The sequence below is a fragment of the Plantibacter sp. 2H11-2 genome, from assembly GCF_050031945.1.
Classification (GTDB): Bacteria; Actinomycetota; Actinomycetes; order Actinomycetales; family Microbacteriaceae; genus Plantibacter; species Plantibacter auratus.
Genome location: NZ_JBNBBL010000002.1, coordinates 521,502 through 536,188, shown reverse-complemented (window position 1 = coordinate 536,188; position 14,687 = coordinate 521,502). Strand labels below are relative to the sequence as shown.

The following is a 14,687-nucleotide window of genomic DNA, read 5'->3' as shown; positions in this document are numbered from 1 at the left end:
GCGCCTCGATCCCGGTCTGGGAAGTCAGCGAGCCATGGATCGCCTGGCCCCACGACGTTGGTCCGCGCGTCATCGGCGGCGATTCGCCCAGGGGCATACACGAACGAGCGGTCGGTGCCGAAGCACCGACCGCTCGTTGGTTGTGACCAGAGGTCGTGGTTACGCTGCGACGCCTGCGCGCTGGCGGCGGATCATCACGAAGACCGCGATGAGCGCTGCGCCGAGGACGACTGCGCCGGCAGCACCCCACACGAGGAAGGCCGGGGTGTTGAAACCGGTGTCGGCGAGGCCGCCGTTGCCGGAGCCACCACCTGCAGCAGCAGCCTTCACCGTGACGGTGGTGGTGCCGATGATCTGCGAGGAGAGGCCGGTTCCGGTGACCGTGTAGGTGCCGGTCGCGTTGGTGGGCAGCGTGACGGTCAGGGAGACCGAGCCGGTGGCCGAGGCGGTCTTGACGAGCGTCTTGGTGTCGACGGCTGCGAGCGTGGCGCCGGTTGCGTTCTCACCGGTCAGGGCGAGCGAGACGTCCTCGTTCGGCTGGAACGCGCCGTCCGTGAAGGTCACGACGAAGGTGCCGCCGGGGGTGACGTCGCCGGTGACGACGATGTCGGCGCCGGGAACGTACGAAGCGTTCGCTGCGACCGGGGCGATGAACAGGCCAGCGAGGGCCAGCGCGAAGACCGCGGTGATTTTCTTGAGCATGTGGGTTCCCCTTGGAGACTGGTCGTTGATCAGTGCAGTACTGGCATAGCTGTAGCTACCGTCGCAACCAGCGGCGTTGCGACGAAGAATATTGCGCCGGCGCTGATACCCCCCGAAAACGGCTCAAACCCGACAACACGCATCACTGTACGGCAAATTTGCAGGTGACCGCCAGTTGTTGTGTTTCAGAAAGATGAAGTTTGGGGGTCGAGACGACAAAAGGTTGTTTCGACACGCCGGATGTCGACACCGCCACGTCGATCGTCGTGCTTTCACCAGGCGCCAGTTCGAGTCGGAACTGGGACAGTGGGAAATCGCCGTCGAGTGCTGGTTGGACCGGGAGATCCGCGCCATCGCGCTGGATTCCCTCGGTGTACGCCCCTGGAGGAGAGTAGACCGCGACCTTGAAGTTGAAGTTGCCAGGCGTGACGCCATAGAGGCCGCCACCGGTGATGTAGTCACTCAGCGAGGTTGCGGCGTCGGCCGGAGCCGTGTTCGTAATCTTCAGACGCAAACCCAAGACCTGTCCTCCGGCGCCGCACTGTGCTCGGCCGCTCTGGGTCTCCACATCGAGGTAGTAGCCCATCTTGCTGCCGGTCGTGTCGTTGATGTACACGCCGAAGGCGTCCGCCCGCTGCTCCTCGGTCGGGAGCATGTCGGTCAACGTGGTTCCGGCCAGGAGCACCTGCTCCGCTTCAGCGGCGTTCCACACCAGAACCCGTCGCTCGTCGCCCGACTTGGCGAGTGCCGCCACCAGCTTCGTGGCGTCGAAGTTGCCGGTCGAGATGCGGTCGAAGACCGATGCCGACGCTGCCGCGAAGAAGGCATCCTGCTCGGCGCCGGCGGGGTAGCGCTGGTACACCTGGTTCAGCAGGAGATCCGCGGCATTCTCGGTCGTGAGCTGATCACCCGAGGGAAGGTCGATCGGTCCCGTCGCCGCGAGCAGGTATCCCAGGGCGACCGGGTCGACGCTGAGCACGCCATCGACGCGGGTCCCGAAGCGTTGGGACCACATCTCCGCCGCAAGCTCTGCGGACACGTCGAACCGAGGTGTCAGCGTGACGTCCTGGATGAAGCGGCCGGTGATGTTGCCGTAGATCCCTGCGGTCTCTGTCGACAGCGGCAGGACTGGCTCTGGAAACCGCGGGAAATCGCCTGATGTCGCCTGCTGCAGGAGCGAGATGCGGCCCCCGTCCGTGCCGATCAGGGCCAGGGCGCCAGGGTTGCCGCCGCTCGCACGCGGCTCGGCCGGGTTCTGGAACATGATCAGGTAGTTGCGGGGCCCGTCGGCGCCGAGCATCGTCGGCAGCAGGTCGATCGCGCGTCGCGCCGCATCAACCGTGTCGGCGGTCTCGGTGAGGACCGGCCCGAGCTGGTCGACTGCCGACGACACCTGGCTGATGAGGCTGGCCTGGTCGATCCCTCGGACGCGCTTGGCCGCGCCCTCGAGAGCATCGTCGGCCGAGCGGACGTCCTGCTGAGCATCGATCATCGGCTGCAGCGGCACCGCACCGTCAACAGGCTTGAACAGATCGGGGCGAAGCGATCCGGAGAGGTTCACCAGCGGAGCGATCGCTCCGACTGCAACCTCATCGGTCGCGCCCGCCAAGTTCCGGACGGCGGCGAGGTTCGGCCCGATCCACGGCACGATCTCGGCGGCGCGCCAGATCGGGTCGCTCGTCAGCGCGGCAGCCTCCCTCGCATGGGATGCGAGCTCACGAGCGGTCTTGCCCGCAGCAGCTGCGTCTCCGCCGAGCACTTGCTCGCGGACCTGCTGGGCCAAAGGCACCGCCGCTTCCAGCTCCCCCTTGGCGAGGAATGCGCGTACACCGATCCACGCGACGGCCGCCAACAAGAGCACGAGCACACCGGAGACGATGAGTGCGGTCCTCCGGCGTCGAGCACGCAGCCGCTCGGGGTCCGCATTCTCCCGTCGTCGAGCGCGGGAGCGCGCGCTCGTGGCTCCCCGGCTTCCGGACCCCCTGGAGGAGGTTCGCGACGGGCTTGAGGAAGGCGAACGACGATTGTCGGATTCGGGTGCCGGCATGGGGGTTATTCAATCACGACGCCGGTGCCGCCGGTTACGGCGGACAGACCGAGCGCCAGGATCGACGCATTGAACACGACATGCGCCACGATCGCGGGCCCGAGCCGACCGGTCAGGACCGCGAGGCTTCCCGCGCCCAGCCCGACGAGCAGGGTTCCGACCCCGACGACGATCGCCTGGGCGACGGTGGTGACGGCGAGGAGATGCAGGACGGCGAAGAGCAACGCACTGATCGCGACGGCGATCCATCGCCCGCCGCGGAGCATTCCGATGATCGACGGGAGGACGAGTCCGCGGAAGAAGGTCTCCTCGATCACCGGCGCGACGAGGATCACCGAGAGCAACGCGACGACGACGTACACCACGTCGTCAGCGGTCGCGAGGGGGACAGTGTTCCCAGCTGTGGCAGGAAGCCCGCCATAGGAGAGGACCTCGAGCGAGCTCACGATGATCCTCAGGAGGAGGCCGGCAGCCGCACCCCAGAGAAGGTCGATGGGGCGAATGGTCCACCGGACAGCGGTCGGAGCCGTCGGGCGCAGACTGGGGACGAGTAGGACGATGACGAAGGCCAGCACGAGTGGAAGCCACACGAGTAGGTAGCCACCGAGCGGCGAGAACGGCCCGACGATCCGCACTCCGCCTGGGAACCCCAGCGCGATCACGGCGGTCGCGACGAGTCCGATCGTCGCGATGACGAGACGCGTCCGCGCCGTCTGTTGATCGTCGCGCGGCGTGGTCTCGTCTGGGATCGTCACGAGAGCAAACTACGGCAATCGGCCGCGCACATGACACGGTCGCTCGGGAACAGGCGTCGGTTTGTGGCAGCATGGCTCCCAACGCCCTGTTCGGGGCACGCCTTGGTAGCAGGGTGAACCGCTCTCCTCCTCATCGAACGGAAGCCACCGCGTGGAGCTCAGTGACTATCTCCGTATCCTCCGCAAGTACTGGGTCCTCATCCTCGCGCTCGCGCTGACGGGGTTGGCCGCTTCCGCCCTGTACTCGCTGTCGCGGACGCCGGAATACAGCTCGTCGGCAAAGGTCTTCGTCTCGACGCAGGCGACCGACAGTCTGTCCGAGCTGACCCAGGGGAACACGTACTCGCAGCAGCGGGTGAAGACCTACGTCAACCTCGTGAGTACGCCTATCGTTCTGCAGCCCGTCATCGCGGCGCTCGAACTCGACATGACCGCGGGCCAGCTGGCCGGGCAGGTATCCGCTACCTCGACGGCGGACACCACGATCATCCAGATCACTGCGACCAATGCGGATCCGGTGCTCGCCGCCGAACTCGCGAACACCACCGCGGAGAGCCTCACGGGAGTCGTCGCGAAGATCGAGAGCTCGGAGGACGGTGGTTCCAGCCCGGTGAAGCTCACGCGGGTGCAGGAGGCCAACGTCCCGACCCAGCCAGGCAGCCCCAACGTCCCGCTGAACCTGGCCATGGGAACGCTCCTCGGCGTGGCGTTGGGAGTGGCATTCGCGGTCCTCCGCACCACGCTCGACACCCGCATCCGCAATGAGCGTGATGTCGAGTCCGTGACCGACATCCCGCTGATGGGCGGCATCGCCTTCGACCCGAAGGCGAAGCAGCGCCCACTGATCGTCCAAGCCGATCCGAAGAGCCCGCGCGCCGAATCCTTCCGCAGCCTGCGGACCAACCTCCAGTTCCTCGATGTGACCGACCAGCCGCGCAGCTACGTCGTCACCTCATCGATCCAGAGCGAGGGCAAGAGCACGACGGCGGCGAACCTCGCGATTGCTCTGTCGGACGCCGGCCACCGCGTCATCATCATCGACGCCGACCTCCGTCGACCCAAGCTCGCGACTTATTTCGACATTGAAGGGGCCGTCGGCCTCAGCGACGTCCTCATCCGTCGCGCGACGCTCGAGGACACCATGCAGCCATGGGGTCGCGGTGCGCTCACCGTCCTCCCTGCCGGCGCGATCCCGCCGAACCCGAGCGAGCTCCTCGGCTCGAGCGTCATGCAGAAGCTCATCTCCGGTCTCGAGAAGCAGTTCGACTACGTGCTCATCGACGCGCCGCCACTCCTGCCCGTCACGGATGGTGCTCTGCTGGCTCGCCACACCGGCGGCGCACTGGTGGTCGTCGCCGCAGGACGCACCCACAAGAACCAGCTGAAGGGTGCGCTTGAGGCGCTCGTGCACGTGAACGCCTCGGTCGCCGGTCTGGTCATGACGATGGTCCCGACCAAGGGCCCGGACGCCTACGGATACGCACGTTACGGCTACGGTGCCGGTTACGGGTACACCGAGGACGTGAAGGCGTGACCGACGCCACGACGGCGGACACCCGTCCGTTCTCCGTGCTGTTCGTCTGCACCGGGAACATCTGCCGGTCGGCGCTCGGTGCACAGCTCCTGAAGGCACGGCTCGATGCTGCCGGCGTCACCGCGGGTGGCCACCTCATCCGCGTGTCGAGCGCCGGGACGGGAGCGCAGCCCGAACTCGTCATGCCGCCTGAAGTCGTCGAGCAGTCGCGTCGGTTCGGCGGAGATCCGAGCGGCCACGTCGCACGGCAGCTGGATCGGGACATCGTCGCGGACGCGGATCTCATCCTCACTGCGACGCGGGAGCACCGGAGCGATGTCGCCCGTCTCCTCCCCCGCGCCTCACGAGTGACGTTCACTGTTCCGCAGTTCGCTCGCTTGGTCGCGGAGACCGAGCCCGCCGCCGATCTCTGGGAGCTCGCCGCCGAGGTGGCCGCGGAACGCGGTCTCGTCCCACCGCCCGCGAACGCCGACGACGACGACATCGAGGACCCCTACCGTCGCAGCGCCGAAACCTACGAACGGGTCGGGGCGCAGATCGACGCGCTCATCGAGGTCATCGTCACGCACCTGGCGCGGTCCGGTGACCGCCGATGAGCACCAAGCGCGGACGTTCCACCTATCGGTCAGCTCCGGCTCGGCCACGATGGCGCGACTCGCTGAGTTCCAGTCAGCGGGTCCTCGTCCTCGTCGGACTCGCACTCTTCCTCATCGTCGACGTGATCCTCGTCGGGCTCGCTCTCACGGCCAACCGGGCGCCGACGGCCGATCGTACGCCGCGCCCCCTCGTCACCTTCAACTCGACGCCCCAGCCCGCGCCGTCACCTGGGGGCTCGGCCGAGCCGACGGACGCCACGGCGGTCGACGGCAAGCGTTTCATCACCACCATCGATGGCCAGACGCTGTGGCGCGCCACAGCCGGCGCGTGCGCGTCCACGTCGGCTGTCGTCGAGCGGAGTGTCGACGCCGGCGCGAGCTGGGCTCCACTGGCGACGAACGCGTTTGACCTTCGCCAGGTGCTCGCCCTCACGACTGGCGAGGACGGGGAGCTCGAGATCATCGGAGCCACCGGCGACGCTTGCGCGGTCGGTGGCTTCTCCTCAGAGGACGCCGGCGACACCTGGGCGCCTGATGCCGCGTTGCCGGGCGAAGTCGGCTACCTGACGCCGGACGATAGCGCTGCCGTCGTCTCGGGTCAGGGTGTCGGCCTGCCCTGCCCGGCAGTGGACGTGCTCAGCTCGACGTCTACACGGACCGTGGCCGCCTGCGCCGCCGTCCTCGCCGAGTGGAATCCCGCCGCGGGAACGTGGGGGGCGACGCCCTATGCCGGAGTGCATGGCCTCGCCACCGAGGGAGATCGACTGATGTTCGTCGCCAGAGGCGTGCCCGGCTGCAACGGCCTTGGTGCACTTGCGACGACGGGCATCCCTGCTCCGTTCGCGAACGCATCTCTGGTCGGTTGTGCCGAAGGCGCCGACGTCACAGCGCCCGCCGCACTCGCGATCGCCGGGACTGGAGCCTGGTTGTGGGTCGGCGACACCGTTCTCCGTTCGGGCGACGGCGGCGTCACCTGGGGCTAGGGTTATCCCTACATTTGTCACCAATCCGGGGGTCACCCGCAAAAAGGAGGACAGATGTTGCGCATCTTCACCGATAGTCTCAGCAGCAGTCCCGATACATCCGCGTATCGAACCACCAAGCTCTTCCCTCGTCACCCGTAGTAATTACGCGTTCCACCACGGAGACCGCATGCTGTCGCAGCCTTCCGTGCCGCTGCCAACGACGCCTGCGAGCACTCCCCCCGACCCAGCTCGCGCTGTCGCGCGCGATTGGCGCCGGGTCTACGCTCGTCGTCTCGCGGTCACCGATGCGATCGTCCTCATCTGGATCGTCTTCGGCACCCAGCTGTTCTGGTTCGACTTCGATCAGGAGACGACCTCGGTCGGTTTCGACATGACACGCGTTGTCGTGAACTACACCGTCATCTCGATCACCCTCATCGTCGCCTGGCTCGTGACGCTTCGCATCTTCGGCACTCGGGAGTACCGAGTGGTCGGGAGTGGGAACGCGGAGTACCGGCTCATCGCCGACGCGAGTATCCGCCTCTTCGGCATCATCGCGATCATCGCGTTCCTCGTGAAGCTCGATCTCGCACGCGGATACTTCCTGCTCGCTTTTCCCCTGGGGATCCTGGTCCTGCTGCTTTCACGGTGGATGTGGCGCCAGTGGCTGTCCGTGCAGCGCGCCCACGGCCGCTATGCGTCGCTGGTGCTGCTCGTGGGATCGGCTGATTCGGCCGAGCACATCGCCAAAGAACTCACCCGCAACACGGACGCCGGCTATCGAGTGGTCGGTGCCTGCGTCCCGACGGGCAAGGTCGGAGGAACGCTCGGCGACACCGGCATCCCCGTGTCAGGAACGGTCGACACCGTGATCGAGGCGCTCGCAGCGACTCGGGCCGATACGGTCATCATCACCAGCTCGGACGAGTTGACGCCGGTGCGTGTCCGCGAGTTGAGCTGGAGTCTCGAACCGGGGCGCCAGCACCTCATCGTTGCGCCGAGCCTCACCGACGTCGGTGGCCCGCGCATTCACACCCGCCCAGTGGCCGGCCTGCCGCTCATCCACGTGGAGACGCCTCGCTACGAGGGTCGCAAGCGCTTCTCCAAGCGCGCATTCGACATCCTCGGTTCCGGACTCATCCTGCTCGTCGCCTCGCCCATCCTGCTGGTGGTCGCTCTCCTGGTGAAAATCACCAGCCCCGGCCCGGTCCTGTATCGCCAGGAGCGCATCGGCCTCAACGGCGAACCGTTCAACATGCTGAAGTTCCGCTCCATGCGGGTGAACGCCGACGCTGAACTCGCTGCACTGCTCGCTCAGCAGGGAACCAGCGACCGCCCGCTGTTCAAGGTGCAGAACGACCCACGCTTGACCCGCGTCGGCGCCACCTTGCGGAAGTTCTCGCTTGACGAGTTCCCCCAGCTCATCAACGTCTTCCGCGGCGACATGAGCCTGGTCGGTCCGCGCCCGCAGCGCGAGGGCGAGGTCGCGCTCTACGACTCCGCGGCGAAGCGTCGCCTCATCGTGCAGCCTGGCATGACGGGCCTCTGGCAGGTCAGCGGTCGCTCGGCACTCAGCTGGGAGGACGCGATCCGCCTGGACCTGTATTACGTCGAGAACTGGTCGCTCATGGGCGACGTCATCATCCTCTGGCGGACGATCCGGGCCGTTGTGGCTCCGGGCAAGGAAGCCCACTGATGCCGGGGCTGATCATCCACGAGTGGATCGAGCGGCACGGCGGCTCCGAGAACGTCGTCGATGCGATGGCCGCCGCTTATCCCGACGCCGACATCCACTGCCTGTGGAGCAACGCACCCGATCGCTTCCCCGGCCACACCGTGAGCGAATCCTGGATCGCCCGCACACCCCTGCGGAAGAGCAAAGCGGCCGCGCTCCCGTTCATGCCGGCCACCTGGGCCAGGACCGACGTCTCCGCCGCCGACTTCGTCCTCATCAGCTCGCATGCGTTCGCGCATCACGCCGGCGGGCGACAGCCTGCCGACGGACCGCAGCGGTTCGTGTACGTCCACACGCCTGCCCGATACCTCTGGGCCCCCGAGCTGGACGTCCGTGGCGGTAACGTCGCTGCCCGCGCACTCGCGCCCGCACTCCGTCGAGTCGACCGCAAGCGCGCGCAGGACGGCGCGACGTTCGCCGCCAACAGCGACTACATCCGCCAGCGGATGGAACGCTCGTGGGGCGTCGAAGCCGAGGTCATCCATCCGCCGGTGCGCGTCGAGTACCTCCAGAGCGTGCCGTCCTGGGCTGAACGCCTGAGCGCCGAGGACGCCTACCTGTTCTCGACGCTGCCGTCCGAGTACATCCTCGGCGCCTCCCGCTTCGTCGACTACAAGCGACTCGACGTCGCCATCCGCGCCGGCGAACTCGCCGGTCTGCCGGTCGTGCTTGCCGGTGCCGGGCCGCAGCACGCCGAGTTGCAAGCACTCGCAGACGCCGCGACGGTGCCGGTCATCATCACGACGAGGCCGAGCGACGAGCTGCTCTTCGCGCTCTACCAGGCGGCGTCGCTCCTGGTGTTCGCGGCCGTCGAGGACTTCGGCATCATGCCCGTCGAGGCGATGGCACTCGGTACGCCCGCGCTCGTGTTGTCCGAAGGTGGCGCGTCCGAGAGCGTGCTCGCCATCGACGGCGGTGTCGTCGTCGATGCGCTCGATGACGCGACGCTACGCCAGGCGGTCGAGCGCGCCCTGCTCGTCGACATGGCACCGGCTCAGGAGCGCGTCAACGCTCTGTTCGGTTCCGCCGCGTTCGCCACCAAGCTCACCGGCTGGGTCGGTCATGCCGCCCACACTGACGGAACCGATCGGACCCTCGCCTCATGATCCTTGCCGACACCAGGTGGAGCGGCGTCCACGGCATCGGTCGTTACGCGTCCGAGGTACTCCCGCGGTTGAGCGTCGAGTGGTCGCCGCTCGAGGTGGGCGGCAAGCCGTCCGATCCGCAGGACTTCCTTCGCGTGCGACGGACACCCGGCGGCGAGGCGATCTACTCCCCCGGGTACAACGGCTTCCTCGCACGCTCACCACAGGTGGTGACCGTCCACGATCTGATCCATCTGCATCCGACGACCAATCGTCGTGCCGTGTACCTCGCGCACTATTCGGCTGTCCTGCGCCCGATCATCCGCAGGAACAGACTGGTGCTGACCGTGTCGGAGACGTCGAAGCGCGCGATCGAGGAGTGGGTCGACGACGATCGCGTCCGAGTGGTCAACGCTGGCAACGGACTGTCGGAGGCGTTCCACCCGGACGATTCATCAACTGCTCAAGACTCCGCTCCCTATTTCCTCTACGTCGGCAATCTGCGGGCGCATAAGAACGTCGATGTGGTGTTCCGCGCCTTGGCTCGTGTTCCCGAAGCGAAACTCGTCGTCGTCATGAACGACCGTGAGGGCGCCGAGCGTCGTGCAGGCGAACTCGGCGTGGCAGACCGCGTGGAAGTGCGGAGTGGCCTGACCGACCCGGAGCTCGCCGACCTCTACCGCGGTGCAGTCGCCACGGTCTTCCCGTCGTTGGTCGAAGGCTTCGGCCTTCCTGCGGTCGAGAGCATCGCCTGCGGAACCCCGGTGATCTTCTGGGAGGGCTGCGAGTCGATCGCGGAGATCTCGAGCGGACAGGGGTTCCCGGTCGGTGACGCGCATGACGATGTCGCGTGGGGGAAGGCGATGGACACTGTGCTCTCTGAGCAGCCGCGCGCCACGTCGCTCGCGGCGACGTACAGCTGGGACCGCACGGGTGAGATCGTGTCACGCACGTTGATGGGTCAGTGATGGCCGAGACCCTGACCATCGCGTTCGTCAGCCACACCGACACCTCCGGCACGTTCCGGGTCGGCAGCCATCACCTCGCACGAGAGCTGGCTCGCTTCGGCCACCGCGTGCTGCACCTGTCCACCCCGGTGTCGCTCGTCCATCGGGTCCTCAGGCGGGGAGAACCGACCCGAGACGAGGCCTCTCGCCGTGGAATCGTGACGGACGCTGACGGCGTCATGCACCTCGTGCCGCGCACCCTCCTACCCGCCGGCATCGGACCGCTCTCGTTCGCGCCGATCTTCACCAGGGCGTTCCGAACGTCCAGCATCGACCTCGTGTTCGTGGACCAGCCCACACTCTGGTCCAACGAGCTACGTCGGCTGGCGACCACCGTCGTCTACCGCCCCACGGACCTCTACGAGCATGGCGTGAAGGCCAGACTCCAGCGAGCAGCGGTCGCGGCAGCCGATCGTGTGGTGGCGACGTCAGGCGCGGTGCTCACAGCGCTGGGAGTCCCTGCGTCCACGCCGTCGCTCGTCCTACCGAACGGGGTCGAGCTCGAGCGCTTCATCCTCACCGAGGACGATGTGCGTGAGGACCGCGCCGTGTACATCGGGGCCCTTGACGACCGTTTCGACTGGAACGCGGTGCGGGAAATGGCACTCCGCCTGCCGGAGTGGACCTTCGACATCTTCGGACCAGGCCAGGCTGCACCTGAGTCCTTGCCCGCAAACGTCCTGCTCCGCGGGCCGGTCAGCTACGACGACATCCCACTGATCCTGCGACACGCGCGCATCGGACTCCTCCCGCTGTCGGATGCCCCAGTGAACCGCGGACGGAGTCCCATGAAGCTGTACGAATACCTCGCATCGGGCCTAGCCGTGGTGACCCGGGAGACCGACGTACTGACCGACGATCCGGACACGGGCGTGGTCTCCTACGGTCGCTCGCGCAGCGCGGCCGACGCCATACATGTGGCCACGGCGTCCGCCAGCCCGAATCTCCCGGGAAGCGCGGCAGCAGCCGCGGCAGGGTGGTCGGAGAAGGCGCGCACGCTCATCGGGTTCGCAACGGGCGGGGCCGCATGACCACGACAGCATCGAGGATTCCGACCGCCCACCGCTCAACCGACACGCGTGCAGTAGCGTTGCCGGGAGCCGTGTCCGACAGCGTGAGGAAGGAGGCCGGCGTGATCAAGCGACTGCTCACGAACCCGCTCTTCTATCTTCTCGCCCCGGTCATCGTCAGCGCGCTCGTCTGGTCGGTGCCCGGGACGTCGAACCAGCTCCGCGGATTCGATCAGCGGGCGGAAGGTTCCTTCGAGGGATGGACCCTGCTCGTCTGCTTCTACCTGGTCGCAGCGTTTCTTGTCTGGACCGGATTCCGTCTCGGCATCATGGCTGGTCCGAGCGAGCGCATCGTGGAGGCGTCGAGCACTGAGCGATTCGATCGACGATTCTCGATCGTGCTGACGGTGTTCGCGACGATCGGCGTGCTCTACTCCGTGTACTTGGTCCAGCAGCAGACGAACATCTTTGACGCGCTCTCCGCGACGCAGGGAAACCAGCTGAAAGAGTCCATCGGTGGGTCCGCGGGAATCGCGACGCTCCGCTATACCGCGGCTATCTCGGCTCCAGTCGCGCTCTACGTGTGGCGGTTCCGGCACGGACGCGCGAGCCTGGCCATCTGGAACGTACTCCTGCTCGTCATGAGCGCTCTGTTTTCGAGCCGCTTGTCATTCATCATGGCCGTCGTCGTGCTGATCTTCATCGTGATCACGCTGAGACGCGACATCAAGTTCAAGACGGTACCGCTGGCGATCGCCGGTGCAGCGGTCTTCGGTGCCCTCGTCGCATTCAACTACTACCGCAACGCCGGCTTCTACGAGAACCTCGGGATCACGGATCCGGTGTCGATGAACTTCTATCAGGTGGCCGCGTACCTTGGAGCACCGTTCCAGGCGTCTCTCGGTGTCGCGGACGGCATCGCCAACGGGGGATTCACCAAACCTGTGGACGTGGTGTCGGCGGCGGCCATCGTCGTACCGACGTTCCTGCGGCCGGAACGATTCGGCTCCTACGGGTCGTTCGACAGCTTCGTCCAGGTCGCGCCGAACCTCACGACGAACTCCGCATTCGCGGACACCTACGCCGACTATGGCTGGTGGGGACTCGCCTATGTTCTGGCGACCGTGTTCCTCGCCAGCATGCTCGCCGGGTATGCGTCGCGATTCCGTTCCCTCGTCATCGTGGCCGGGGCGGTCGTCGCCTACGGACTCGCCGAGATGTGGCGGATCTTCCTGTTCCCTCAGGGCCTCGTGCTCTACCTCCTCATCGCGGTACTGGCCGCGACCCTCTTCGGCCTGATCGGCAGTGCACCCCGCGTCGACAGCCGCGTCACGATGAAGGACTCGTACCGACTTGCCCGATAGCAGGAAGGGGCGCCCGGCACCGTCCGGCTCGCCCCAAGACGTCACGACGGTGCTCCTGTCGGTCCGCGAATCGGCGACGAAGATCAACCCCTTCGTCACGATGTTGGTCAACGCCCTGCGAGCGGACCCGACGGTCTCCGTCGAATTCTTCTCCTGGCCCCGGGCGCTCACCGCCCGCTACGACGTGTTCCACATCCACTGGCCGGAGGCGGTGACACGTGGGCCCAGCCGCATTCGTCGTGCGACCTCACTGATGCTCAGCCTGCTGCTCCTCCTGAGGCTGCGAATCAGGCGGACGCGGATCGTGCGCACGGCACACAACCTCGCTCCTCACGAATCCGGGTGGCCTGGTGAGCGACTCATCTTGAGCGCCTTCGATCGGGCGACCGACGCGTGGATCACGATGAACGCGCACACACCGCTGCCGGAGGGTTCGCGAGGACAGGTGATCCCGCATGGTCACTACCGCGATTGGTATCGCGTGCCGGCACTCACGGAAACGGGCGCGCCTGAGCTCCTCTACTTCGGGCTCGTCCGGTCGTACAAAGGCGTCGACAGCCTGGCCGCAGCGTTCTCCGGCGCCGAAGCGCTCAGCCACTTCCGTCTGCGGATCCTCGGGAAGCCTGATCCGTCGGGCGTCTCCATAGCGCTTCAACAGCTCATCGCCGACGATCCCAGGATCGAGCCGGACTTCCGATATGTGCCGGATGCCGACCTGGCGGCGGCGATCGCTCGCGCCAGGCTCGTCGTCCTCCCGTATAAGAACATGCACAACAGCGGCGCCGTGCTGCTCGCGCTGTCGCTCGACACCCCGGTCCTCATTCCTGCGAATCCGATCACCCGCGACCTGCAGACCGAATTCGGCAGCGATGTCGTGAAGCTCTTCGACGGCGAACTCACGAGCGCCGCCCTCGCGGCAGCCGTCGCGGAGCTCCCCGACGACGGCTTCATGGGCAGCATCGACATGTCGTCCCGCGAGTGGTCGCTGATCGCCCAATCGCACGCCAAGGTGTACCGGGAGGTCCGCGCATGGTGACGGAGAACATCTACGGCGTCGCTGTCGAACACTGGAACCCGTTCGTGCCGCGATTCTCAGGACGGATCGGAGCGCGGCTACCCATCGGACGGCGTCGCAACAACTTCGGCGACCTGCTCGGCCCAGTCATCGTCCGGCGCCTGCTCGAACAAGGCGTCGGAGATCAGTCGACGCTGCGTGCACTCCCGCAGGATGGCAAGCGCCTCGTCGCCGTCGGGTCGATCCTGCATTTCGCACACGATGGCGACACCGTCTGGGGTACTGGCGTCAACGGGAAGATGCCGGAATCGAAGCACACCTTCAACAGGCTCGACATCCGCGCGGTCCGCGGGCCGAGGACGTTCGACTTCCTCGAAGCTCGCGGCCTCGAACCCGAGCGGGTGTTCGGCGACCCCGGTTTGCTGGTACCGCGCGTCTTCGACCACCTCCCGGCACTCTCCGTGAAGAAGGCGCACGCGCTGACGATCGTGCCGAACCTGCATGATCACCCGGTGTGGGCGTCCCATCCGGCGACGATCGACCCGACCGGAGACCTGGTTGGCATCCTCGAGCGGATCGCCCAGAGCGAGCGTGTCGTCGGGTCGTCCCTCCATGGCCTCGTCGTGGCCGAGAGCCTGGGCATCCCGGCCACACTGATCGCCCCCGCCGCCGAATCGATGTTCAAGTACGAGGACTACTACGGCGGCACCGGCCGGGATTCGTTCCCGGTGACGCACGATCTGCGTGAAGCACTCGCGCAGGCACCTGACCCGTTGGCCTGGGACGCGCAGCCGTTGATCGACGCTTTCCCACTGGATCTCTGGTCCGGCCCCCGACGGTCCTCCGGCTCGACCCATCCCACGACACCCTAG

Annotated in this window: 13 protein-coding genes; 10 read left to right on the top strand and 3 right to left on the bottom strand. The window is 66.8% G+C overall.

Translation table 11 applies throughout. From position 1 onward, the window contains the following. Positions 1-159: 159 nt before the first annotated feature. The 3 genes from ACQG07_RS06880 to ACQG07_RS06870 all read right to left on the bottom strand — a co-directional run bounded on the left by ACQG07_RS06880 (position 160) and on the right by ACQG07_RS06870 (position 3,504). Positions 160-702, bottom strand: coding sequence for a hypothetical protein (locus tag ACQG07_RS06880; protein ID WP_194604046.1), 543 nt, complete (start codon positions 700-702; stop codon positions 160-162). 142 nt (positions 703-844) lie between these two features. Further along, a complete protein-coding gene (locus tag ACQG07_RS06875) occupies positions 845-2,569 on the bottom strand; it encodes a DUF4012 domain-containing protein (RefSeq protein ID WP_426737845.1) in 1,725 nt (574 codons plus the stop codon). Positions 2,570-2,754: 185 nt separating this feature from the next. Beyond that, positions 2,755-3,504, bottom strand: coding sequence for a CPBP family intramembrane glutamic endopeptidase (locus ACQG07_RS06870; protein ID WP_426737844.1), 750 nt, complete (start codon positions 3,502-3,504; stop codon positions 2,755-2,757). 151 nt (positions 3,505-3,655) lie between these two features. Between ACQG07_RS06870 and ACQG07_RS06865 the strand changes: the two genes are divergently transcribed. The 10 genes from ACQG07_RS06865 to ACQG07_RS06820 all read left to right on the top strand — a co-directional run bounded on the left by ACQG07_RS06865 (position 3,656) and on the right by ACQG07_RS06820 (position 14,687). Further along, positions 3,656-5,038, top strand: coding sequence for a polysaccharide biosynthesis tyrosine autokinase (locus tag ACQG07_RS06865; protein ID WP_426737843.1), 1,383 nt, complete (start codon positions 3,656-3,658; stop codon positions 5,036-5,038). Beyond that, positions 5,035-5,634: a low molecular weight phosphatase family protein gene (locus tag ACQG07_RS06860; protein ID WP_426737842.1), complete on the top strand. Its 600-nt coding sequence runs from the start codon at positions 5,035-5,037 to the stop codon at positions 5,632-5,634. The genes ACQG07_RS06865 and ACQG07_RS06860 overlap by 4 nt, the downstream gene beginning before the upstream one ends. Continuing rightward, positions 5,631-6,617 (top strand): hypothetical protein, encoded by a 987-nt coding sequence (locus ACQG07_RS06855; protein WP_426737841.1) that lies wholly within the window; start codon positions 5,631-5,633, stop codon positions 6,615-6,617. The genes ACQG07_RS06860 and ACQG07_RS06855 overlap by 4 nt, the downstream gene beginning before the upstream one ends. Positions 6,618-6,786: 169 nt before the next feature. Then, positions 6,787-8,295, top strand: coding sequence for a sugar transferase (locus ACQG07_RS06850; RefSeq protein ID WP_426737840.1), 1,509 nt, complete (start codon positions 6,787-6,789; stop codon positions 8,293-8,295). Further along, positions 8,295-9,440: a glycosyltransferase gene (locus ACQG07_RS06845; protein WP_426737839.1), complete on the top strand. Its 1,146-nt coding sequence runs from the start codon at positions 8,295-8,297 to the stop codon at positions 9,438-9,440. Before ACQG07_RS06850 ends, ACQG07_RS06845 begins: the two co-directional genes overlap by 1 nt. Next, positions 9,437-10,387 carry a glycosyltransferase family 4 protein gene (locus tag ACQG07_RS06840; RefSeq protein ID WP_426737838.1) on the top strand — a complete coding sequence of 317 codons (951 nt, stop codon included), beginning with the start codon at positions 9,437-9,439 and terminating at the stop codon, positions 10,385-10,387. Before ACQG07_RS06845 ends, ACQG07_RS06840 begins: the two co-directional genes overlap by 4 nt. Then, positions 10,387-11,457 (top strand): glycosyltransferase, encoded by a 1,071-nt coding sequence (locus ACQG07_RS06835; RefSeq protein WP_426737837.1) that lies wholly within the window; start codon positions 10,387-10,389, stop codon positions 11,455-11,457. The genes ACQG07_RS06840 and ACQG07_RS06835 overlap by 1 nt, the downstream gene beginning before the upstream one ends. A gap of 101 nt (positions 11,458-11,558) precedes the next feature. Continuing rightward, positions 11,559-12,800, top strand: a complete 1,242-nt coding sequence (locus ACQG07_RS06830; protein WP_370581954.1) for an O-antigen polymerase — start codon at positions 11,559-11,561, stop codon at positions 12,798-12,800. After that, positions 12,790-13,836, top strand: a complete 1,047-nt coding sequence (locus ACQG07_RS06825) for a glycosyl transferase (protein WP_426737836.1) — start codon at positions 12,790-12,792, stop codon at positions 13,834-13,836. Before ACQG07_RS06830 ends, ACQG07_RS06825 begins: the two co-directional genes overlap by 11 nt. Next, positions 13,830-14,687, top strand: a complete 858-nt coding sequence (locus ACQG07_RS06820) for a polysaccharide pyruvyl transferase family protein (protein ID WP_426737835.1) — start codon at positions 13,830-13,832, stop codon at positions 14,685-14,687. The genes ACQG07_RS06825 and ACQG07_RS06820 overlap by 7 nt, the downstream gene beginning before the upstream one ends.